The 22533-nt window shown below is 60.5% G+C and carries 22 protein-coding genes and 1 pseudogene; 10 read left to right on the top strand and 13 right to left on the bottom strand.

The window, feature by feature from the left end; genetic code table 11:
- Positions 1 to 133: pseudogene (locus AB4Z53_RS30855) on the top strand (IS5/IS1182 family transposase); the annotation flags it as partial.
- Positions 134 to 270: 137 nt separating this feature from the next.
- Here AB4Z53_RS30855 and AB4Z53_RS30850 read toward each other — a convergent pair.
- Both AB4Z53_RS30850 and AB4Z53_RS30845 read right to left on the bottom strand, forming a co-directional pair.
- Positions 271 to 1335, bottom strand: a complete 1065-nt coding sequence (locus AB4Z53_RS30850) for a LacI family DNA-binding transcriptional regulator (protein WP_441599188.1) — start codon at positions 1333 to 1335, stop codon at positions 271 to 273.
- A gap of 67 nt (positions 1336 to 1402) precedes the next feature.
- Positions 1403 to 2593 (bottom strand): hypothetical protein, encoded by a 1191-nt coding sequence (locus AB4Z53_RS30845; RefSeq protein WP_441599187.1) that lies wholly within the window; start codon positions 2591 to 2593, stop codon positions 1403 to 1405.
- A 141-nt stretch (positions 2594 to 2734) separates the two neighbouring features.
- On the opposite strand from AB4Z53_RS30845, the gene AB4Z53_RS30840 reads away from it, so the two are divergent.
- From AB4Z53_RS30840 to kduD, 7 genes are all read left to right on the top strand, one after another.
- On the top strand, positions 2735 to 3661 hold the full coding sequence (locus tag AB4Z53_RS30840) for a carbohydrate ABC transporter permease (RefSeq protein ID WP_441599186.1): 927 nt from the start codon (positions 2735 to 2737) through the stop codon (positions 3659 to 3661).
- Positions 3654 to 4547, top strand: coding sequence for a carbohydrate ABC transporter permease (locus tag AB4Z53_RS30835; RefSeq protein WP_113538632.1), 894 nt, complete (start codon positions 3654 to 3656; stop codon positions 4545 to 4547). Before AB4Z53_RS30840 ends, AB4Z53_RS30835 begins: the two co-directional genes overlap by 8 nt.
- Before the next feature lie 34 nt (positions 4548 to 4581).
- Positions 4582 to 5664, top strand: a complete 1083-nt coding sequence (locus tag AB4Z53_RS30830; protein WP_441599185.1) for an ABC transporter ATP-binding protein — start codon at positions 4582 to 4584, stop codon at positions 5662 to 5664.
- A 44-nt stretch (positions 5665 to 5708) separates the two neighbouring features.
- Positions 5709 to 6992 (top strand): ABC transporter substrate-binding protein, encoded by a 1284-nt coding sequence (locus AB4Z53_RS30825; protein ID WP_441599184.1) that lies wholly within the window; start codon positions 5709 to 5711, stop codon positions 6990 to 6992.
- 85 nt (positions 6993 to 7077) lie between these two features.
- Positions 7078 to 8934, top strand: a complete 1857-nt coding sequence (locus tag AB4Z53_RS30820) for a DUF2264 domain-containing protein (protein ID WP_441599191.1) — start codon at positions 7078 to 7080, stop codon at positions 8932 to 8934.
- A gap of 38 nt (positions 8935 to 8972) precedes the next feature.
- Positions 8973 to 9809, top strand: coding sequence for a 5-dehydro-4-deoxy-D-glucuronate isomerase (gene kduI, locus AB4Z53_RS30815; protein WP_291157516.1), 837 nt, complete (start codon positions 8973 to 8975; stop codon positions 9807 to 9809).
- Positions 9806 to 10570 carry a 2-dehydro-3-deoxy-D-gluconate 5-dehydrogenase KduD gene (gene kduD / locus AB4Z53_RS30810; protein ID WP_441599183.1) on the top strand — a complete coding sequence of 255 codons (765 nt, stop codon included), beginning with the start codon at positions 9806 to 9808 and terminating at the stop codon, positions 10568 to 10570. Before kduI ends, kduD begins: the two co-directional genes overlap by 4 nt.
- A gap of 92 nt (positions 10571 to 10662) precedes the next feature.
- Here the strand turns inward: kduD and AB4Z53_RS30805 are convergent, their stop codons facing one another.
- Complete coding sequence (locus AB4Z53_RS30805) at positions 10663 to 11421, bottom strand: adenylate/guanylate cyclase domain-containing protein (RefSeq protein ID WP_441599182.1); 759 nt, start codon at positions 11419 to 11421, stop codon at positions 10663 to 10665.
- 435 nt (positions 11422 to 11856) lie between these two features.
- Here AB4Z53_RS30805 and AB4Z53_RS30800 point away from each other — a divergent pair, with 435 nt between their 5' ends.
- Complete coding sequence (locus AB4Z53_RS30800; RefSeq protein ID WP_291157522.1) at positions 11857 to 12006, top strand: hypothetical protein; 150 nt, start codon at positions 11857 to 11859, stop codon at positions 12004 to 12006.
- Between the two features lie 161 nt (positions 12007 to 12167).
- Here AB4Z53_RS30800 and AB4Z53_RS30795 read toward each other — a convergent pair whose 3' ends face one another.
- The 10 genes from AB4Z53_RS30795 to AB4Z53_RS30750 all read right to left on the bottom strand — a co-directional run bounded on the left by AB4Z53_RS30795 (position 12168) and on the right by AB4Z53_RS30750 (position 21428).
- The gene (locus AB4Z53_RS30795; protein ID WP_441599181.1) at positions 12168 to 12467 is read right to left on the bottom strand and encodes a DUF6522 family protein; all 300 of its coding nucleotides are present in this window, start codon (positions 12465 to 12467) and stop codon (positions 12168 to 12170) included.
- Entirely contained in the window at positions 12464 to 12622 is a 159-nt protein-coding gene (locus AB4Z53_RS30790) for a hypothetical protein (protein ID WP_441599180.1), read from the bottom strand. The genes AB4Z53_RS30795 and AB4Z53_RS30790 overlap by 4 nt, the downstream gene beginning before the upstream one ends.
- A 20-nt stretch (positions 12623 to 12642) precedes the next feature.
- Positions 12643 to 13089 carry an Rrf2 family transcriptional regulator gene (locus tag AB4Z53_RS30785; protein ID WP_113537333.1) on the bottom strand — a complete coding sequence of 149 codons (447 nt, stop codon included), beginning with the start codon at positions 13087 to 13089 and terminating at the stop codon, positions 12643 to 12645.
- A gap of 425 nt (positions 13090 to 13514) precedes the next feature.
- Complete coding sequence (locus tag AB4Z53_RS30780; protein ID WP_441599179.1) at positions 13515 to 14948, bottom strand: M20 family metallopeptidase; 1434 nt, start codon at positions 14946 to 14948, stop codon at positions 13515 to 13517.
- Positions 14949 to 14966: 18 nt separating this feature from the next.
- Entirely contained in the window at positions 14967 to 15839 is an 873-nt protein-coding gene (locus AB4Z53_RS30775) for an alpha/beta hydrolase (protein WP_441599178.1), read from the bottom strand.
- Positions 15836 to 16840, bottom strand: a complete 1005-nt coding sequence (locus AB4Z53_RS30770; RefSeq protein WP_441599177.1) for an ABC transporter ATP-binding protein — start codon at positions 16838 to 16840, stop codon at positions 15836 to 15838. The genes AB4Z53_RS30775 and AB4Z53_RS30770 overlap by 4 nt, the downstream gene beginning before the upstream one ends.
- On the bottom strand, positions 16837 to 17817 hold the full coding sequence (locus AB4Z53_RS30765; RefSeq protein ID WP_441599176.1) for an ABC transporter ATP-binding protein: 981 nt from the start codon (positions 17815 to 17817) through the stop codon (positions 16837 to 16839). Before AB4Z53_RS30765 ends, AB4Z53_RS30770 begins: the two co-directional genes overlap by 4 nt.
- A complete protein-coding gene (locus AB4Z53_RS30760) occupies positions 17814 to 18716 on the bottom strand; it encodes an ABC transporter permease (protein WP_441599175.1) in 903 nt (300 codons plus the stop codon). The genes AB4Z53_RS30765 and AB4Z53_RS30760 overlap by 4 nt, the downstream gene beginning before the upstream one ends.
- A complete protein-coding gene (locus AB4Z53_RS30755) occupies positions 18713 to 19690 on the bottom strand; it encodes an ABC transporter permease (protein ID WP_441599174.1) in 978 nt (325 codons plus the stop codon). Before AB4Z53_RS30755 ends, AB4Z53_RS30760 begins: the two co-directional genes overlap by 4 nt.
- A gap of 127 nt (positions 19691 to 19817) precedes the next feature.
- Entirely contained in the window at positions 19818 to 21428 is a 1611-nt protein-coding gene (locus tag AB4Z53_RS30750) for an ABC transporter substrate-binding protein (RefSeq protein WP_441599173.1), read from the bottom strand.
- 98 nt (positions 21429 to 21526) lie between these two features.
- Between AB4Z53_RS30750 and AB4Z53_RS30745 the strand changes: the two genes are divergently transcribed.
- Complete coding sequence (locus AB4Z53_RS30745; RefSeq protein WP_441599172.1) at positions 21527 to 22390, top strand: MurR/RpiR family transcriptional regulator; 864 nt, start codon at positions 21527 to 21529, stop codon at positions 22388 to 22390.
- Positions 22391 to 22533 lie beyond the last annotated feature (143 nt).

The raw sequence follows: 22533 nt of genomic DNA, 5'->3' as shown, positions 1-22533 counted from the left end.
CCGAAACCTCGTCGAGCGCCTCTGGTGCAGGCTCAAGGATTGGCGGCGCATTGCCACCCGGTATGACAAACTGGCAAGAAATTTCCTCGCAGCAGCTCTAATCGCTGCCACGCTCACATACTGGTGCAATTGAGTCCGGACCCTAGGGGGACATGCTGCGGCACGCGGGCTTGGTCATTCATCCGCGCAGGAAATGACATCACAAGCCGAGCTATCGGCCGGCAGTCATAAAGGCGAGCGTACCCGCCCGACTTTCATGCCCGCTGCCTCTCACGCCCCTTTCGCGCGGCGGTCACTCCTCGGTGCAGCGACGGTGGAGCGTTCAACCAGGCGGACGCCGAGATTGACCCGGCGCACATTGATTTCGGGGTCGTTGATCCGTTCCAGCAGAAGCTGGATTCCGGCGCGGCCAAGCTCACCCCGGTCGATGCGCATCGTCGTCAGTGGCGGGCGGCTGTGCCGGGCGATGGCAATATCGTCGACCCCGATGATCGAGAAGTCTTCCGGAACCGCGTGACTGCTGGCTTCGAGAGCTTGCATGACGTTGATCGCGATCAGATCGGTGCTGCAGAAGAACGCGGTCGTGTCGGTGAAACGTCCCTGCTTTATGGCCTGCCGTATCGCCGGCGTGGTGTCGGGCTCTTGCAGGCCCATGCGGCCGAGATCGAAGAGGTGCCTGTTTTCGTCGAAGGTCATCCCGGCCTCCTCCAGCGCGATCCGGAAGCCTTCGAGGCGCCGGCGCAACGACAGGCGGTGGGGAATGGTCACGTGCACGATTTCGCGGTGGCCGGCTGCAAGCAGCCTTTGCGCAGCGAGCCAGCCGGCGGACCAGTTGTCGGGCAGTACGCAGGAGAGCCGCATCGTCCGGTCCATGCCGTTGATGATGACGGCCGGGATGCCGCTATCGACAATCCTGTCGATCATGACGGGATGGTCCATGCCGAGCACGACAAGGGCGCCTGGCCGGATGTCGCGCAGAATGTCGGAGATTTCGCTGATGGCGATCTCCGGATCCAGCGAGACGAGCCGGACGTCGATCCTGAGCGAGCTTGTGCTGGCCTCTGCGAGGACGCCTTGGATCACGTCCTCGTAGAAAGCCGAACTTGCATAAAACTGCGCCGGCATCACCAGCACAGTGCTCTCGACGCCGGCGCGGATCAGCGAGCGCGCCGCCCGAACCTGGTAACCCAGCCGCTCCGCATGGTCGAGGATCTTGCGCCGGCTCTCGTCGCCGACGCCACCGCGATTGTTGAGCACCTTCGATACGGATGCGACCGAAACGCCCGCGGCGTCGGCGATGTCCTTGAGTGTCGGGGCGTTCGATTCGTCATCCATATCGACGAAGATCCTAACTGGCCGCGGAAGGCGAGATTGATGGCGGCTGCATGGTCATGATCGTCCACTACCAGAAGAAGCGCGTGTGCCCAAGCGAACGCATCAACGCCTCCATGAAATAATAGTCGCCATAGGGCAGCATCGCATCGGAGTAGCCGGCGCTGGCATGGGCTGCGCCATGGGCGAGCAGCCCTTCGGCCTGCGGATCGCCGGTCAGGTCGCAACTGTCGAGCAGGCCGCCGATCAGGCGATCGCCGAATGCGTACCATCGCTGCGCCTCCTCCGGTTCACAAAGCCCGGCGAGGATGAAGATGCCGGCCGCCATGATCGCGCCCGCGGAACTGTCGCGGGGCGCTGACTTGGCATCGGGAACCGAATAGTCCCAGACCGGAACGTCGTCGTCGCCCATCAGGGCTTCGGCCTTGGCAGCCAGACGTCGGGCTGCGTCGGCGAAGTGAGGGTTGCCGGTGGTTGCCGCGCATTGCGCATAGCCATGGATCAGCCAGGCTTGGCCGCGCGACCAGCAGGAATCGTCCGCATATCCTTGATGGGTCTCCCCGCGCAGCGGCTTGCCGCTTGAAGGGTCGAACAGGAAGGTGTGGAAGCTCGTGTCATCGGCGCGAACCAGGTGCTTCAGGGTCGTTTCGGCGTGGCCATCGGCGGCTTCGGCAAAATCGCCGCGGCCGGTCTCGCGGTGGGCCCAGTGCAGCAGCGCCAGGTTTTGCATCGTATCGACGATGACGCGCCCGTTGACGAATTCGGAGCGAATGCCGCCATGGATCGGACGCGCATTCCAGGCCTGGATGTAACGTGCGTCCGGGCGATAGCGCTCAAGCAGTCTTGCCGCAGCCTCAAGCGCGAGATCGCGAGCCTCCCGGTCGCCCGTCAGCAGCCACTCCGCAACGCAGCTCAAAGAAAACTGGAAGCCGAGATCGTGGTCTTGCGCATCGCGATGGCGCAAGATGTCGCGAAACACGGCGCGGCGGGCTCGCGCGGCGTTCAGGAAGCAGGGATCGCCGGTGAGTTCCAGCGCAAGCCAGAGCTGGCCGGCGTGAAAGCTCACGACCCAGTCAAAGGGTCCGCAATAGCTCCACGTCTGATCCGGCAGGCCGATCTTCGGATTGCGCAGACCGATTGTCGGCATGGTCTGGCGCAATTTGGCAATGCAGCGTTCCAAAGCTTGCTGGTGACGTTCGCGATTGGGACGATTGCCAACCATTTCGACCGCGTTGAAGTAGCTGTTTCGTTCGATGCGCATGATAAGCCTCACGTTGGTTTCGTGAAGTTTTCGCACAATTACGATAATTTCGTCAACTACGAAACTTTCTGTTGACGGGAAAATTTCTAGCCGCTAGGAGTCGGATGCTCGGGAGGAGCCGGGCATCGTTGGAGAGGTACCATGTCCACACTAGGGACAATTGAAAGGCCGGCTGCTCGTGAGCGGTTCGGGTTCGGAGACAGTTTGGCTGGCTACGGCTTTCTGACGCCGTGGCTCATCGGCTTTTTTCTGCTGACGCTCGGGCCTGCGGTCGCCTCGTTCTATTTGTCTCTGACCGACTACAGCGGCCTTGGCGCAGCAAACTGGGTTGGCGCGGAAAACTACGTGCGCATCGCGACCGATGATCCGCGCTTCTGGACCGCGATGAACGTGACCTTCACCTTCGTGCTGTTGTCCGTTCCCTTGAAGCTTATCTTTGCGCTCACCGTGGCGGTGGCCCTAAACAGAGGACTGGAGGGGTTGTCGTTGTTTCGCGCGATCTTCTACCTGCCTTCGCTTGTGGGTGGCAGCGTCGCAGTTGCAGTACTATGGCGACAGGTGTTTGCCGGCGACGGATTGCTCAATCAGGCGCTCAACGCGCTGTTCGGTTTCGAAGGGCCAAGCTGGATCTCGAACCCTTCGACGTCGCTCTATACGCTCGTTCTCCTGGCGGTCTGGCAGTTCGGATCCTCGATGATCATCTTTCTCGCCGGTCTGCGTCAGATCCCGCAGGACATGTACGAGGCGGCAAGCATCGATGGCGCCGGCAAGGCGCGGCAGTTCTTCAAGATCACCTTGCCGCTTTTGACTCCGGTGATCTTCTTCAATGCCGTGATCCTGACGATCGATGCGTTCAAGGCCTTCACCTCGGCCTTTGTCATCAGCGACGGAACCGGCGGCCCGATCGACTCCACGCTGTTCTACACGCTCTACCTCTACCAGGAGGCCTTCACCAATTTCCGCTTCGGCTATGCCTCGGCGCTTGCCTGGGTCCTGGTGCTTATCATCGCCCTCTTCACCGCCATGTCATTCCTGACGGCCAGGTTCTGGGTTCACTACGATGACTGATGCCGCTCTTACAACGACCACCATTGCACCGCGCGCCGACGCCGGAGCGTCCGCCGCATCGCCATGGAAGCGCGCTCTGCTTTACGCGCTGCTCGTGGCGGTCAGCTTTCTCATGCTCTATCCGCTGCTCTGGATGGTTGCGAGCTCGTTCAAGCCGGACAGCGAGATCTTCACCTCGACGGGGCTGATCCCGACCGATCCGACGGTCGATGCCTACCGCCGCGGCTGGAGCGGCTTGAGCGTCGGCTTTGGCTGGATGTTCTTCAATTCGCTGGTGATTTCGCTGCTCGTCGTCATCGGCAACCTCTTTTCGTGCTCCATGGCCGCCTATGCCTTCACGCGCCTGCGTTTCAAGGGTCGCGGCTTCTGGTTCACGCTGATGCTCGGCACCTTGATGATGCCGCAGCATGCGGTGTTGATCCCGCAATATGTGATGTTCCTCAAGCTTGGCTGGGTAAACTCCATCCTGCCACTCGTGGTGCCGAAGTTCCTGGCGATCGACGCCTTCTTCATCTTCCTGATGGTGCAGTTCTTCCGGGGCATCCCGCGCGAGCTCGACGAGGCGGCCATCATGGATGGTTGCGGCCCGCTGCGCATCTTCCTGAAGGTGATTCTGCCGCTCTCCACGCCGGTTTTGGCGACGGCAGCAGTCTTCTCGTTCATCTGGACCTGGGACGATTTCTTCGCGCCGCTCATCTACCTGAACGACATCGAAAAATACACCGCCCAGCTCGGTCTGCGCACCTTCGTCGACTCCACCGGGACGTCGGACTGGGGCTCGCTCTTTGCTATGTCGACGCTGACGGTGCTGCCAATCTTCATCCTCTTCATGCTGTTCCAGCGACTTCTGATCGAAGGCATTGCGACAACCGGCATGAAGCGCTGACACCAACTGGAATTGAGAGATAGGGACGGAAACGATGACGACGCTGGCTTTGAGCAAGATCAAGAAGAGCTTTGGCAATCTCGACATCATCCGCGGCGTCGATCTGGCGATCGGCTCCGGAGAGTTCGTGGTTTTCGTCGGCCCATCGGGGTGCGGCAAGTCGACCCTTCTGCGCATGATCGCGGGCCTCGAGCCGATCAGCGGCGGCGAACTTTCGATCGGCGGCGAGCGCATGAACGAGAAGGCGGCGAGCCAGCGCGGCATCGCCATGGTCTTCCAGTCCTATGCGCTCTACCCGCATATGAGCGTCTACAAGAACATGTCCTTCGGTCTCGAGACGGCAAAGATGCCGAAGCCAGAGATCGACAAGCGGGTCCGCAAGGCCGCCGACATCCTGCAGATTACCCATCTGCTCGACCGCAAGCCGAAGCAACTCTCCGGTGGCCAGCGGCAGCGCGTCGCGATCGGCCGGGCAATCGTGCGCGACCCGAAGATCTTCCTGTTCGACGAGCCGCTCTCCAACCTCGATGCGGAGCTTCGTGTCCAGACGCGCGTCGAGATTGCCAAGCTGCACAAGGATATCGGAGCGACGATGATCTACGTAACCCATGACCAGGTGGAGGCAATGACGCTTGCCGACCGCATCGTCGTCTTGCGCGCCGGGGTCATCGAGCAGCACGGCACGCCGCTCGAGATCTATAACCGGCCCGCCAACCGCTTCGTCGCCGGCTTCATCGGCTCGCCCAAGATGAATTTCCTCGATGCCGTCGCAGGCGACATCCGCGACGGCGGTGTTTCGATCGATATTGCCGGCAGACATGCGCGGCTCCCGATCGAGGAGCACATCGCCGCTGGCACAAAGGTCAGCCTCGGCCTGCGGCCCGAACATATCGGTATCGACGGGACCGGCGGGTTCGAACTCGGCGCGATGACGGTCGTCCATGTCGAGCATCTCGGCGGTCAGACCATCGTTTACGGCCGGCTTGCCGACGGGCAGTCGCTGACGGTTGCGCTCGATGGCCAGCGCCCGATCACTGCCGGCTCGACGCTGGACGTCAGGATTRCTGCCGAAAACTGCCACCTGTTCGACGAGGCCGGCGACCGCATCGGTCATTGATCGCGAAGAGAGATCTCAAGAAACCAATCATGGAGGAGGAGAACATGATCAACAGACGCCACTTCTTGCGTAACGCCGCGCTTTTCGGGGCGGGCGCCACGCTGACGACAATGCCCGCGTTCCGCGCCTTCGCGGAGGAATCCATGCGCCTTTATTGGTGGGGAACACCCAGCCGCGCCGAGCGCACGCTTGGCGTTGCCAAGCTTTTCGAGGCGGCGCATTCCGGCGCCAAGATCGTCGGCGAAGTGGGCGGGAGCGATTATTGGGCCAAACTGACGACGATGATTGCCGGTGGGAATGCTCCGGACATTTTCCAGCTCGAGCCCAGCCGCTTTGCCGATTATAGCCGCCGGTCCACCAACCTGCCGCTCAACGACTATCTCGGCAAGGTCATCCGCACCGACAAGCTGGTGCCAGGGGTGCTCGATCTCGGAACGGTTGACGGCAAGGTGACCGGCATGCCGCTGTCGCTCAACGCCTTCGCGATGATCTATGACGCAGATGCCGTGGCCAAGGCCGGGCTTGCGCCGCCTTCGGCCAAAACCACCTGGGACGACTTTGCCAAGTTCTCAATCGACCTTACCAAGGCAATCGGCAAGAAGAACGTCTGGGCGGTTGGAAACGCGTCGCGCTACACATATGCCTTCGAGGCGTTTCTGCATCAGCGCGGCAAGAAGCTCTATACCGAAGCCGGAAAGCTCGGCTATGAGGCCGGCGATGCGGCCGATTGGTTCGGCTATTGGGAGAGCCTCACCAAGAACGGCGGCTGCGTCTCCGCCGAGATCCAGGCGCTCGACAAGGTGCTGGTCGACAGCAACCCGCTGGCAACCGGCAACGCGGCCATCGCGATTGCCTTCTCAAACCAGCTGCCGGCCTTCCAGAAGATCTCCAAGAGCACGCTCGATATTACCTCGCTGCCAGTCAGCAGCGCCGATGGTCCCTCCGGTCTTTTCTATCGCCCCGGCTTGCACTGGTCGATCGCAAGCACCGCGAAGAACCCGGAGCTGGCAGCGCAATTCATCGACTTTTTCGTCAACGATCTGGAGGCCGGAAAGATCCTTCAGGTCGAACGGGGCGTGCCCGTGAACACCGACGTTCAGACTGCAGTTCTTCCCTCGATCGACCCCACAGCGAAAAAGACGGTCGACTATGTCAACGGCATTGCCGGCCGCGTCGGAGCCTATCCGCCGGCTGTGCCGCTCGGCGCCGGTGAGCTTGACGAGCGTGTTTTCCGGCCGCTCGCCGACAAGGTCGCCTTTGGCCAACTGACGCCGGCGGAAGCAGGCAGCGAACTCGTTTCGTCGGCCGACCGCATTCTCAAGGCCTGAGCATCCGCTCGATTTTGCCGGGCTGTGCGGGAAATCATCTTTCCCGCGCAGCAATGTTCGAACGGAAGCCCTTCGCATGACCGACATGATCTTTCCCGAAACCCTCTTCAAACCCTGGGCCGGCAATCCGCTGAAAAGCCGCGCCGATGTCGAGGCCGCCCTCAAGACGCTGGTGGAGCCGGTTGAACAATATCGGTCCGCCGGTGGCGCACGCATCCGGCTGGACGCGCATGCGGCGCATTTCGACCAGGCGTCCGCCGACATGGAGGGCTATTCGCGCCTGCTCTGGGGCCTGGCACCCGCCGAGGTCGGCGGCGCAACGTGGATCGATTGGACGCCGATCGCGCGCGGTCTTGCCAATGGCTGTGATCCGACACACCCGGAATATTGGGGCGACACGTTCGACCGCAGCCAGCGCCTCGTGGAACTCGCAGCGATCGGTTTTGCACTGAGGCTGGTTCCAGACAAGCTCTGGGCGCCGCTCTCTGCGGCCGAACGGCGAAACGTCGCTGCCTATCTGCTCAAAGGCCATGCCTGCGAATACAGCGACAACAATTGGAAGTTCTTCCGGTTGCTCGTCAGCATGGGCTTGAGACACGTCGGGGTCGACTGTGATCGAGAACTCGACGACCAGTACCGGCAGGAACTCGACGCGTTCTACCTCGGCGATGGCTGGTATCACGATGGGGATACGCGCCGCGCCGACCACTACATTCCCTTCGCCTTCCATTTCTACGGCTTGATCCTGGCCGTCCTCGATGGCGGCGACTGGACGAAAAGGTATCGTGAACGGGCCCGACTGATCGCCGGAGACATGGCGAGATGGTTTGCCGATGACGGGCCAGCGCTCTGCTTCGGCCGCTCGATGACCTATCGTTTTGCCATCTGCGGCCTTTTCGGCGCCATGGCGCTCGCAGGCGACGAGGAGATCCCCTTCGGCGCGCAGAAGGGTTGCTTCCTGCGTCATTTGCGCTGGTGGGCCAGACACCCCTTTGCCGCGCGCGATGGCGTGATGCCCGTCGGCTACGCCTATCCCAACCTCATCATGTCGGAACCGTACAATTCCGCGCAATCGCCCTATTGGGCGCTGAAGGCCTTCCTTCCGTTGATGCTGCCGGCAGACCATCCGTTCTGGGCGAGCGCCGAGGACGCCTGCCCACAGCGATCCGCGATCTCAACACAGCGCCATATCGGTTTCCTGATCGCCAATCCGCCCGGTGATGCCATCGCGCTCTCCTCTGGCCAGCACACGAGCGCCGAGAACACCTTTATCCGTTTCGCGCCCGAGAAATACGCGAAGTTCGCCTATTCGGCACGCTACGGCTTCAGCATCGAGAACGACCTCTGGCGGTTCGACAATTCCGTGCTTGAATCCATGATCGGCTTCAGTGATGATGGCGTGCATTTCCGCGTGCGCGAAACCAACGAAGAGGCGTTGGTCGCCGACAACCTTCTCTATGCGCGTTGGCGGCCCTTCGCCGATGTCTCGGTCGAGACCTGGCTTTATTGGGACGGCGATTTTCAGGTTCGGCTGCACCGTATCGACACGCCGCGGCCGCTCGCCACCATCGAAGGCGGCTTTGCAGTCGGGCGAGACGCCGGCGAAGTTTGCAAACAGGATACAGGTCGCGCCGTCGTCGCTACGACCTCGGATCTGTCGGCCGTCCTCGACCTCGGTTCGACGGTCCCTCGTGAAGGGCGCTGCCATATCGCTGCCCCGAACACCAACCTGGTTTCCGCAAAAACCTTGGTTCCGCAATTGCGCGGCACCGTTCCAGCCGGCGTCAGCACGCTCGCCGTGGCCGTGCTTGCGCAGGCCGACGCGTCACAGGGCACAAGGAAACTGTCCCGCTTGCCCGCAGCACCCGACGTCGAAGCGCTGCGACGGCGCCTGCGTGAGACGGGGACCGCCGTAACGCTAATGCGCGGCGTGCCGCTCTGACCTCCCTCGATCCTCCCACAACGACCGAAAGACTTGATATGTCGATCCCCGATTTCACATCCCGCCACGCCATCGATCCGCTTGCAGCCGCGGCGATGGGGACCGACGAGCTGCGCCACAATTTCCACATCGGCGATCTGTTTGCGAGCGATCGCGTCAATCTCACCTATACCCATTACGACCGCATGGTGATCGGTGGGGCGATGCCGGTAGAGGGGGAGCTGACGCTCGAAGCCATCAAGCCGATGGGAACGAAGACGTTTCTCGAGCGCCGCGAGTTGATCGCCGTCAACATCGGCGGGCCGGGACGGGCCGTCGTTTCCGGCAAGAGCCATGCGCTCGGCCCCCGTGACATGATCTATGTCGGCATGGGATCGGACGTGGTGTTTTCGTCGGACGACCGGTCGAAGCCGGCAAAGTTCTATCTGTTGTCTGCCCCCGCGCACCGTACGTACCCGACAGCGCTGCTGACGATCGCGGGCGCGAAGCGTCTCGATCTCGGCAGCCTGGAAACATCGAACGAACGATCGATCTTTCAGTTCACCAATGGGATCGAGACCTGCCAGTTGGTCGTCGGAATGACGGAGCTCAAGAAGGGGTCCGTGTGGAATACGATGCCGGCGCATATCCATGATCGGCGTATGGAGGTCTACCTCTATTTCGATCTTCCGGAGCCGGCGCGGGTTTTCCATTTTCTCGGAGAGCCTTCCGAGACCCGTCATATCGTGATGGCGAACGAAGAGGCGGTGCTGTCGCCGGTGTGGTCTATCCACTCCGGTTGCGGCACTTCCAGCTATGCCTTCATCTGGGCGATGGCGGGCGACAATGTCGACTACACCGACGCCGACCCGGTGCCGATGGAGACGCTGCGATGAGCGATCTCTCGGCCTTCAGCCTCGAAGGCAAGCGCGTGCTGGTCACGGGCGCCAACACCGGGATCGGCCAAGGCATCGCGGTGTCGATCGGCCGGGCCGGCGGTGAAGTGATCGCGGTCGGGCGCTCGTCGATGGCCGAGACGGTCGAAAAGGTCGAAGCGGCGGGCGGCCGGGTCCTGCCGGTTGCCTGCGATCTCGCCGATGGAGATGCGGTCAAAACGTTGATTGACCGCGTCTGGGAGCAATGCGGCGCTCTGGATGGACTGGTCAACAATGCCGGCATCATTCGTCGGTCAGCCTCCACGGAGCTCTCGGAGGCCGACTGGGATGAAGTGGTCGACCTCAATCTCAAGGCGGCCTTTCTTCTTTGCCAGGCCTACGGCCGAAAACTCCTGGACGAACAGCGAGCCGGGCGGATCGTCAACATCGCCTCGCTGTTGTCCTTCCAGGGCGGCATTCGTGTCGCGTCCTATACCGCCTCAAAACATGGGGTGCTGGGCATCACCCGCATCCTTGCCAACGAATGGGCCAGCAAGGGTATCAACGTCAACGCGATCGCACCTGGATACATCGTCTCCAACAACACGGAGGCGCTGCGCGCAGATGCAGATCGCTCAGCCGCGATCCTCGACCGCATCCCGGCTGGTCGCTGGGGCAGGCCCGACGATATCGGCGATGCTGCCGTCTTTCTGCTGGCGCCCGCTTCCCGCTACATGCATGGCGCGGCCATTCCGGTTGATGGCGGCTGGTTGGCGCGCTGAGTGCAGCTTGAGATTTCTATCTCGGACTGCGGACTATCTTCCCCAGGGTGGGCGCGCCCTTTGCGCCCATCGTGGGATGATCGGCCCGATCATCAGTTTTGCGATCGATCGCCATCTATGGGGGAGTATGTCTGCGGCGATTTTTTATACGCCTCCTCGCAGAGCCGAGAGCAGAACCAGGGACCTTCACCAGTTGCTCGCTTGTAGTGCGAATAGGGGGCATGCATCTTGCAAACCGGGTCGATCCACCCGGGGTCTACCAAAGGAGCGAGCTCGATCTCGAACAGTTCGATTTCGCCTGCCACAGATCGCAGCGCCTTGGGACCAAGGTTCTTGACTACAATGCCTCTTGCCTGCGCAGCATCCGAGATCGGGCCCGTCGCGAGCAATTGACCCGGAGCGGCAAGAGCGGCAATGCGGGCCGCAATATTGACAGTCGAACCGAAAATATCGCCATCCCTGCGGATAATCGGTCCGTGATTTACCCCAGCACGTGTCAGAGGCAAACGCGGATCGTTTCTGCATGACTGCAACAATGTGCCAAGCGCCTGAATGGCCAGGTCTGGGTCCGGGAAGGCGAGCATTGCCTCGTCGCCGATCCATTTGAGTGGTGGCTGGTAGTCTGTAAGAGAGGTCCGGACCCAGTCTTCGAAGAGTTCGAGGATATAAATTGCTGAGGCGTCGCCATAGACGTCGGCAATTGCGCTGAACCCGGCCAAATCGACGAAAGCGACGGTGGTCGATGCGCTGGAGTATTTCCCGTTCTGCCTCATAACGCTTGTCACCGGTTCACGTGTCCTGTCGGAATCTATCTGACACGGCGACAAAATCCCACCTTGCAATTTGACCATCCGCAGTCACCTTGTGCTGAACCCATCGGCAACGGGCTCGGACCTCCAAAGCGCTAGCGGCGTACGATTGCCGCGGCTTGAACACCTAAAGCTCGGACATGCCTGGCGTTGGCAATCTCTGGGCTCGGATCAAGCTCTCCTTAGACCAAGCCAAGGTCTAGCAAGATCCGGACGCCGTAGTCCGTGTAGGGACCAACCGCGTTAAACCCAGCGCCAAAACCCACTCAAGAGCAGTTTTGAGTAGCATGGACGTCGCGCGGGGGGCGCCGCACGCCACCACGGCTGTGATCGTCGAGACGTCTGAGCGCTCGTTCCGGCGCTTTCCGAAGACGCGTCCGGTCGTTCCCGTCGAGACCCGTTGCAGAGCGGTATTTTGTCACGTCGCATCCGCCCGTTAATGTGGTATTTAATATGCCACATTAACGGAGAGCGCCCATGGATAGGGACGAAGTACGCAAGCCGATGGTTTTTTCTGGCGAGCAGGTGAGCGGCAGAGATCTCAATGGCAGCAGTCTGATGCCAATGCTCGTCGTCGGGCTTGTGCTGGTTGCAATCGGCTACGCGGCCGTGATGATCTTTGTCTAGGCAGACGGTTCAGGGGGACGGGTCGTGATCCACGATGCGGGCGCCTCTTGAGTTCCACTGGGATCGGGCACATGGAGCAGAGCTAGGCTGGTTGGCGAGACCTCCGCAGAAGGGTACCTCCGGGACGTCCGCGGAACGCCTACTCCAGATGGTACCTGCTTTTACCGCTGCGCGGTGCGTGGGCTCGTGGGAAGAACCTCTAGGCGCTGTGTCCTGACTGAGCCGTCGGCCTCGACGATTGCCTGCCAGCGCCGATTGCCGCAGCGCACGGAAAGGCGCCAGCGGCCGTCATCCTCTCCTACCCCGCGTTCCACGCGGGAGGCGACGAGGCCGCGGCGCATGTAGTCGCGCAAGGTTTGCGTCGGCCAGCCGAAGCGTGCGGCCAGCATCTCTGCCGGCAACAGGAATTCGCCTGCGGCATCGCGGCCAAGAACGAGCGGCTCGGTATTGGTTTCGATCATGGCAGCACCTCGCGCGCAGTTGGTGCAACGACCAAGGAACTCGCGCCGCAGTGGAAGGCGAAGGTAGCGTGAAAGCAATGGGCCATGCGTGGCGCCCGGTCGAACAGGTGAATGGCGACCTCCGGCGGGTGCGGCATGTGAAGCGCAGCAATCATCAATCCAGTCCCCTTTCGTCTCAGGCGACGTCGGCATCGATACCGAGCAGCGGGCCGAGCGCTGCCCGGTTCCGCACGATGTCGGCCAGCGTGTATTTGTCGAGAACTGCGAGGAACGCGCCTAGCGCCTCGTGCAGCATGCCCTTGAGCTGGCACGCCGGCGAAATCACGCAGCTGTGCCCTCCCGCCTGCATGCATTCGGCCAGCGCGAACTCATCCTCGGTTGCCCGCACCAGCGCGCCAACAGCGATCTCTTCCGGCGCCTTCGCGAGGCGGATGCCGCCCGCACGGCCGCGCGTCGTTTCGACGAGTCCGAGGTCACGCAAAGTCTGCGCCACCTTGAGGAGGTGGTTGCGTGAAAGTCCGTAGGCTTTTGCCACGTCATTGACCGTGCATGTGCCGTTCCGTCGCGTCGCGGCGAAAATCAGCATACGCAGGGCATAGTCGGTGTGGAGCGTCATTCGCATCGTGGCCGCGCATTCCTTTAAAGTGGTATTTTATGCGCCACTTTAATGCACTTGTTCCACGAGGGAAAGTTCATGGTGCTTGCGGCATGATGGCTTAGAGCGGCGCATCGGTTCGTGACCTGCTGCCCCAAAGAGCCCGTGGCAAGCCAAACGAGCGGGGGATGTCCGTCTGAAGGGTGTGCAAGCCCTTGGCGCGCATTTAAGAATGGGGCGCCCCATCGATGATTTGCCGGATCTGTATCGAGCGTGGCACATCGATTTCGATGATAGCGGATACATCACGCGCTACGGGGTTGATGGCGCGTTTTGAAAATCCTCGCCGCGCCCAACAGCATCTCGTCCGCCAAATGCAGGCTGGTCAGGAACCGGAGGGTCAGCCAAATAGCTTCTTCGCCGGCCAACCTGACATCACCTCGTTGACGCGCTTATGTGGCAGCACCCTTCGACATGTTCAGCGGGGGCATCACATCGGAACTCAAGGGGCTCACATACGGTGTCTGCGCCGTATGTTGCGCCAAAGCTGCCTTGGCTTCTTCAATCAGCACCGGATCGGTCAACGCCGCCAATCCCGTCGCGGCCATTGCCTTGGCAGCATGAACCATCGCCTTGTGAGCGGCAGGCGACTTTCCTTGCGCGACCACCTGCCAGGTATGGAACGGCGTGCCGATCGCAACGGTGGGCGCATGCACTTGCACCGTTGGCACCACCCAGCTGACATCGCCGATGTCGGTCGAACCGATGAATGGTTTGCGCTTGGTATCTCGCGGCGTGAGGAAGTCTGCCAGCGGCGCGTCGGTCATCGGCATGCCAATCGCCTGGTATACCGAGGCGATGTCCTTGTCCGACAGCGTACTGCGTATTTCCTTGGCATAGGCGCGATCCTGATCGTCGAATTCAGGTGCGCCAAGCTCGTCCATGGCGTTGTAAAGCGCCTGCTCGAGTGGCCCGTTATCCAGCGTATTCGAAACGGCGCTGACGATCTTCATGTCTACGCTGGTTTCCGTCATCAAGGCCGCGCCCTGCGCAATCTTGCGAACGCGCTCCACGAGATCGAGCATGCCCTGCAGATCCATCGCGCGAATGGAGTATCGCACCTGCGCCCGCGCCTGAACCACGTTGGGGGCGATCCCGCCCGTATCCAAAATCGCCGAATGCACGCGTGCATCCGACGGCATATGCTCGCGCATATAGTTCACGCCGACGCTCATCAGTTCGACGGCATCGAGTGCGCTGCGGCCAAGATGGGGCGCCGCAGCCGCGTGAGCGGCCCGGCCGGTGAAAATGAAATCTGCGCGCGTATTGGCCAAAGACAGAGCCGGTGCGACTTCCCAAAAACTGTATGGATGCCACGAAATGGCGATGTCGACATCATCGAACGCCCCTTCGCGCACCATGAATGCTTTTGCCGCACCGCCTTCTTCGGCAGGGCAGCCGTAATAGCGCACCCGCCCAGGAATCCCCTTCTCGGCCAGAAGGTTCTTCAGTCCGACCGCCGCGAGCATGGCGCCGGATCCGAGCAGATTGTGGCCACATCCGTGACCATGCCCGCCCGCCTCGATCGGTTTGTGCTCAGCTGTTCCGGCCTCCTGGCTAAGGCCCGGCAGCGCGTCATATTCACCCAAGAATGCGATGACAGGGCCACTCTCGCCGGCCTCACCGATAACCGAAGTGGGGATGCCTGCGATGCCCTCCGTCACGCGAAACCCGTGATGGAGCAGCTCTGCCTTATGCTCTGCGGCCGAACGAACTTCGGTATAGCAAACCTCTGGCATGCCCCAAACGCGGTCACTGAGTTCGATCAGGCGTTGCTTCTGCGCATCAATCTGGTCCCACAGGTCCTGGCGATCATTCGCACTCATGTCTAATCCCATTTCTCTCTACAGTTGTACCGCGTCGTCAAACACCAGTTCATTGACCGGCGGAATTCGATCCTCAAACCAGAAAGCCGCCGCCGCTCGCGACATGGCGGCACCGTCGTGCCCGACGCCTGCAACATCGACCAACTTCCAGTTAAACGCCAGTTCGAGGAGTTCGGCTTGTCTCTTGGCGTAGTCAAATACAAATTTTGCCCGTGCATAGCGCGACGGCCCTTGCGCCAATGCCTCGGGTTGTGACGGCAAGTTGGGATCATCCTCCGCAATATCCTGGTCACCGGCAAAGATGTGCATCGGATATTGAAACCACTGCGCAAGATGCTCGTCGTCCAGGCAGATGCCCCCCATTCCTTCCGGGAAGTCGCGCCCCAGATCAGGCAATGTGTACCAGCCGGGATTTGCGGCAATAACAGCTGAAAAGACCTGGTGGTCCTGTGTCGCCAGCAGGCGATGGGAAAACTGACCACCGGCCGAATGCCCAAACAGGCGGGCCTGCTTCTGACTGGTCACGCCCGATGCACGAATTGCTTCGAACACCCGGGCGGGCACTCCGTAAAGCCATTCGTTCTTATTTCGAACGGAACCATCGGACGTGATGATCAAGCCGTTGTTATAGCTTTCCGCCATCGGGAAATATTCTTCGGAGAACGTTGGCGCGGCGATCAAAAGCCCATGCTTGTCGGCTGCCGGGATCCAGAAATCGCGATACTCGTCGCCGTTTCGCAGCATGCCATGCTGGACGATGACGACAGGACTGTCCGGCTTGTGGTTTCCCGGTCTGTAAAAATTGACGGTCAGGGGACGTTCGGGATGATGCTTGTCTAAAAACGGCAGCGCGCTTCTTCCGATTTCGGGGATGAGCGTGTGGGTGGTCATAGGGTCTCCGAATTATGCAAATGACAGGCGGCGCTTTGATTTGCCGCCACCTCTTTCAGTTCTGGTCGACGTTCCCGACAAATCGGCATGGCTTGCGCGCAACGCGGATGGAACGGGCAACCGGAAGGCGGCGCCAGCGGCGAGGGCAGATCGCCCTTCAGCGGCTCGAAATTGCGCTTGCGGCGGGCAATCGAGGGGCTCGCATTCAACAACGCAGCGCTATAGGGATGCGCCGGAGAAGCGAAGACCGCTTCCGCTGACCCGATCTCGACAATCCGGCCGAGATACATGATTGCGATCCGGTCGCTGATGTGGCGCACGACTCCAAGGTCATGGCTGACAAAGAGATATGTCAGTCCGTAACGGGCGCGCAGATCCATAAACAGATTGATAACCTGCGCCTGAATGGAAACATCGAGCGCCGAAACCGGCTCGTCGCACACGAGAAAGTCGGGTTTGACTGCCAATGCCCGGGCAATCCCGATGCGCTGTCGCTGGCCGCCGGAGAACTGGTGCGGATAGCGCTCGCTGTATGCCGCATCCAGGCCCACTTCTTCGAGAACCTGGCTGACGCGGTCAGCGATCTCGTGCTTCGGCGCCAGGCGGTGCACTTTCAACGCCTCGCCAACAATCTGATGCACACGCATCCGCGGGTTCAACGAGGCGAACGGATCCTGAAAGATCATCTGGACCTTGAGCAGAAAGTCCAGTTTCTCCTTGCCCTTCAGCTTGGCGACATTCTGATCGTTATAAATCACGTCGCCAACGGTCGGCTTGTGAATGCCGGTGGCCATGCGCGACAATGTCGATTTCCCGCAACCGGATTCACCGACCAGACCTAAAACCTCTCCGCGCTTTACGGCGAGGTCAACGCCATCCACGGCGCGCAACACCCTGGGTGGCTCGGCCTTGCCGACGAGGGTGAGGATACGCTCGGCAGTCTTCGGCTTGGACTGGAAGTATTTCCTGACGCCACGCAGCTCGAACAGGGTTTCACTCACGAGGTGACCTCCGGGGCTGCTGCAGGATTGTGGCAACGGAATACCCGTTCGCCAACCTCCTGCTTGACTGGATAGACCTGGACGCAGGTTTCGGTGAAGCGATCGCACCGCGTGCGAAAGGGACAACCGCTGGGGCGTGCATCGATGCGCGGCGCGTTCCCGTTGATCTGATGCAGGCGCTCGCCCGGATTGACCACGCCCGTCGACGAATTCAAGAGCCCCAATGTGTACGGATGCATTGGCTGATCCAGAACGGCGTCGACAGGGCCGCTTTCTACGATCTGCCCGGCATACATCACCGCGACACGATCGGCGAGTTCCGCCACGACCGCGAGATCATGCGTAATCCAGAGAATTGCGGTCCCGGTCTCGCGCGCCAGCTTCTGCACTTCATACAGGATCTGGCTCTGGATGGTCACGTCGAGCGCGGTCGTCGGTTCGTCGGCGATAATGAGGTCGGGCCGGTTGAGCAGCGCAATCGCGATAGCCACGCGCTGGCGCATGCCTCCGGAGAATTCATGCGGATACTGTCTCAGCCGTATCTCCGGCGAGGATATGCCGACGCGTATCAGTGCGTCGACCGCCTCCTTGTTTGCGTGCTCCCTGCTGCAACTGCGATGTTCGAAGATCGCCTCGCGCATCTGCTCGCCGATCGTCAGCACCGGATTGAGCGTCGACAATGGATCCTGGAATATCATGGCAATTCTGTTGCCGCGCAGATCGCGCAACTGCTCTTCCGTCGCTTTGCGGAGATCGGTGCCGTTGAAGAAGATTTCGCCTTCGACAATCTCACCAGGCGGGTCGATCAGCTGGACGATGGAGAAACCGGTGACCGACTTCCCGGAGCCGGATTCCCCAACCAGGCAAACGACTTCACCACGCTCGACCCTGAGGTCGACATCCTCGACAGCCGACCAGGCGCCGGCCAGCGAATGAAACACTGTGCGCAGTCCACGTATATCGAGCAGAGCTGTCATGTCGCGGCTCTCACATTGAAGCTTCGGCGCAAGCGATCACCGACGAAATTGAGCGAAATAATCAGAAGAACGAGCGCGACGCCCGGAAAGACCGCGATCCAATATTCCCCGGAAAGGAGATATTCGAAGCCGTTGGCAATCAGCAGCCCGAGCGAAGGCTGTGTCACCGGAACGCCGACGCCGAGAAAGGATAGCGTCGCTTCCAGGGTTATCGCACTTGCAACGCTGATGGTGGAAATGACCAGAACCGCGCCGACCGAATTGGGCAGCAGGTGCGCCAGCATGATGTGGCGGGTCGGCAGGCCGAAATTGACCGCCGCCTCGATGTATTCCTTGCGCCGTTCGACAAGGGCGGAAGCCCGCATCAGACGTGCGTACTGGGCCCATTGAACGACGATAATCGCCAGTATGACCTTGTCGATGCCGCGGCCCACCGACGCCAACAGGACGAGCGCCACGAGAATTGACGGAAAGCCCAGCATGAAATCGACGATGCGCATGATGATCGCGTCGACCGCGCCGCCGATCTGCGCGGCGAACAATCCGGCGGTTATCCCGATTATCATCGCGCCACTGGTGGACAGCAGGCCGACGAGCAAGCTGGTACGCAAGCCGTATAGGATCGCACTGACCATATCGCGCCCCTGGGCATCCGTCCCAAGCCAATAGACCATACCGGTCATGCTTGCGGCTCCCGGCGGCAGTCGATTGTCCATGACGCTCAGCGACGCGAGGTCATAAGGGTTCTGCGGCGCGATCAATGGAGCGATCACTGCCAGGAGAACCAGACATCCCAACAGGATGGCAGCGCCGCGCATGGTCGGCTTGCTGCGTATGCTTCTCAGCACCTTCCGGCGCAGTTGCGTGTTCGCGGAAGAAGGGATGCGAGGGTTGCTCATGCCATGTCTCCAGAGAGTTTGACCCTCGGGTCCAGGGCTGCATAGAGCACGTCGACGATCAGGTTCACGCCAACAAACAGCAAGGTTGCCAACATGACGTAGGCGACGACCACCGGGCGGTCCAATTGATAGATGCTGTCGATCAGCAGCTTGCCCATCCCCGGCCACGAGAACACCGTTTCAGTAATCGTCGAGAATGCGACCAGACTGCCGAACTCGATGCCAATGACCGTGACCACCGGAATCAGGATGTTGCGCAGGATGTGCCGGCCGACAATGCGCCTGCGATTTACGCCTTTTGCACGGGCAAACTTCACATAATCCTGTGTCGTCGCGTCCGCCGCACCGGCGGCAATGAGGCGCACCATCAAGGCAGCATTCGGAATGGCGAGATTGAGGGTCGGCAAGATCAGATGTCGCAATCCATCCAGCGTGAACAGACTGGTCTGGATGCCGAGGAATGAAGCCGTTTCCCCGCGCCCCGCCGTCGGCAACCAACCGAGCCATACACTGAACAGCAGTACGAGCATCATTCCTTTCCAGAAACTTGGAAGGGAAAAGCCTATAACTGTCCCGGCCATGATGATGCGCGACAGGCGGTTCTCGGGATTTAGACCGGCATACAATCCGAGCGGAACACTGACCAGGGCCGCGACGACCATCGACAACAGAACCAGCTCCAGTGTCGCCGGCAAACGCCCCAGGATAAGAGAAACCACCGGCACGCCGTGCACGAAAGACGTGCCGAGGTCACCGCGCAAGGCATTCCCGAGGAAGGTGAAATATTGTTGCCAGACCGGCAGATCCAATCCCAACCGTTTGATCAGCGCCAGACGTTCGGCCGCACTGACTTGCGGCGGCACCAGAAGTTCAATCGGATCGCCAATGCCGTACACGGCAAAGAAAACGGCAACCGATACGGCAAGGAGTACGAGAACGCTCTGAATCAATCGCTGCAGAACATATGCAGTCATGCAAGTCACCCGAATGACGCTTTGGCACTAAAACGCGGCGCATTTCATCCTGTTGGCACGACGCGCCTTCGCGCCCGGATCGCGCACTGCCGCCCGATCCATCCTGGTTCGGGCGGCATGCGGCAAGTCACTTTTCCGGCTTTGCAGACATTGCAAGCGTGAACTGGTCAGAGCGACCCGTAAACGCGATGCCGGCCTTGTATGCCCAGACGGCGCTTTCAAAGTGCAGCGGGATGAAAGCATAGTCCTTGGCGACGACCTTGGTGGCTTCCTGAAGCAACTCCGAGCGCTTGTTGTCATCCATCGTCTCGACAGCTTCATAGATCAGCTTGTCGAAAGCCTCATTCTTGTAGCCGCCATAGTTCGAGCCGCCCAGCGTTCCGGCTTCGTTTGGAGATGCCGGCCATTGGCGCAGGAACGACGACGCTTCACCGCTGGTTGACGCCCACCCGCCAATCGCGACGCTGAACTCCTTTTTCGAGCGGCGCGGGAAGTAGAGCGCGCGGGTCATGGCGTCGACGTCAGCCTTGATGCCAACCTGATTGAGATACTGCGCCACCGCCTGGGTGATCTGACTGTCGTTGATGTAGCGGTCGTTTGTTGACGACAACGTCAGCTGGAAGCCATCCGGATAACCGGCCTCGGCCAAGAGCTTCTTCGCTTCAGCAGGATCATAGCGCAACTCCGGCGGGTTCGGCAGCGTTCCGAACATGCCCTTGGGCAGATACTCGCCTGCCTGTTCTGCCGCGCCATCCATCAAGCGCGAAATGATCGCATTGCGGTCGATCGCCAACGACATGGCCTCACGAACGCGCACGTCCTGAAGCGGATTCTTTCCATTGGCTGCCTTGACGAACGGGCTCTCCTCGCGGGCGACGTCCAGCTGATAGTAGATTACGCGGGTCGTCGGCGTGATTGTCGCGGCAAATCGCTTGTCATCCTTGATGCGGGCCAGATCGCGCGCGGCCGGATTTTCGATGACATCGTAGTCGCCGGCAAGCAGGCCAGCCAGACGAGGCCCGGCATTCGGAACCGGCAGGAAGCGAACGCCTTCCCACGGCTCCTGCGCTCCCCAATACTTGTCGTTGCGTTCCAGATCGATGGCCGAACCGCGGACGTAGCTCTTCAGCTTGTACGGGCCGGTGCCAATCGCCAGCTTGCCATCGTTGAAGTCGCCGACAACCGGCCACGCACCAGTAACGCCGCAGTTGTTTGCCGGATCGAAGCTGAGCTTGTCGTGCTTGACGATCGATGAGCTCAGGATGCTCACCGTACCCATGAATGTCGCAAGCAGCGGCTCGGGCACCTTGGTCGTGATGACGACGGTCTTGGCATCCGGCGCCTCGACGGAGGCGAAGTTGGCGGTGATATCGGCGAACGAGCCGGCAACCGCGGTTTCATTTTTCAGCGTGCGACAGAAGGTGAAGATGACGTCATCCGCCGTAAACGGCGTTCCATCGGAGAATGTGACGCCCTCGCGCAGCTTGAAGGTCCACTTGTTCTTGCCGTCGTTCTCCCAGGTTTCGGCAAGGGCCGGATGAAGCTTCTGCATTTCATCCTGCCGCGTCAGACCTTCGAAGATATGGGCGGCCAGCGCGTTGTTGGGCGTCAGATCATGATAGTGCGGATCGATCGCCGTCGGCTCCGATGCCAGCGCAACCTTCAGCGTTTCCGCATTGGCGATGCCGCTCAACAGGGTTGTTGCGAAAAGACTAGCCACGAAGAGATTTTTATACATTGATTACTCCGTTCCCCCGGAACTTATGGAAATTTGATGTATTTATTTTCATAATTAACGTATATGAAAATTTATTTACGTCAACAGCGGAAACCGTCATGGCAGCTACTTTGAGCCCGAAGTCCGAGTTCGCGAGCCGAATGGCCGCTGTCTATGCGTCGTTGAGCAAATCGCATCGCAAGATCGCGGATTTTGTTCTGGCGCGCCCGCTCGACGTGGTGGCGATGTCAATCGAGGGCGTGGCGCAGGCGAGCGGCAGCTCTACCGCGACGATTACCCGCTTCGTCCGTGCCGCCGGCTACAATGGCTTCAGCGAGTTTCGGGAAAAGATCGTCTCGGACTATCAGATTGCATCCGGCGATTTCGGCGAAGGCGCAAGGGACCCTGCCGCCGCGGACTTCGCGGATTCGATGCTGCACCGTCTGTTGACCGACAACGTCCGAAACATCCAAGACGCAATCTCGAACATCGAGCCGCAAACGGCCGGGATGTTTGTGGACGCGCTGACCGTAGCAAGGCGCATCATTATTCTGGGCTCGGGCGCGAGCCACTATGCGGCCGCCTATCTTGAGGAGGGCCTGGCGCTTTACACCGAGAAGAACGTTTCCAATGTCCTCTTGAGGGGGGCGACGCAGTACTCGAACAATGTCATCCGCACGATTAGCGACGGCGATGTCGTGGTTGCGATTTCCATGCCGCGCTATTCCAACAGCACTGTCGAACTTACGAAGGTGGYGAAGACCAGAGGCGCCAAGGTTCTGGTGATAACGGATAGCCCCACATCGCCATTGGCACCGCTGGCCGATGTCATTTTCTTCGCACCGGCGAAGAGCCGACTGTTGCCCAATTCACCTGCTGCGATATTCGCACTCGCCGATGCTCTAATAGCGACTATCGCAGGGAAGCGTCCCGACATCGTCGCATCGACGTTCGAAACTCCGCCCGAAGATATTTATCTCTGAAGTCTGGCTGAATGGCCGCCGCCTGGTGCAGGAGGTGATGCGTTCGCCACCAGGCGCGACAAACTTGCCTATTGATGTGGTCGCGCGAAAGAGCCATGTGAAGGCTATGCATATGGAAACCTTTATCAGGATATCGCGGCTAA

This window comes from Ensifer sp. 2TAB8, from assembly GCF_052115125.1.
GTDB lineage: Bacteria > Pseudomonadota > Alphaproteobacteria > Rhizobiales > Rhizobiaceae > Ensifer.
This window is presented reverse-complemented; position numbering and strand designations above follow the sequence as displayed.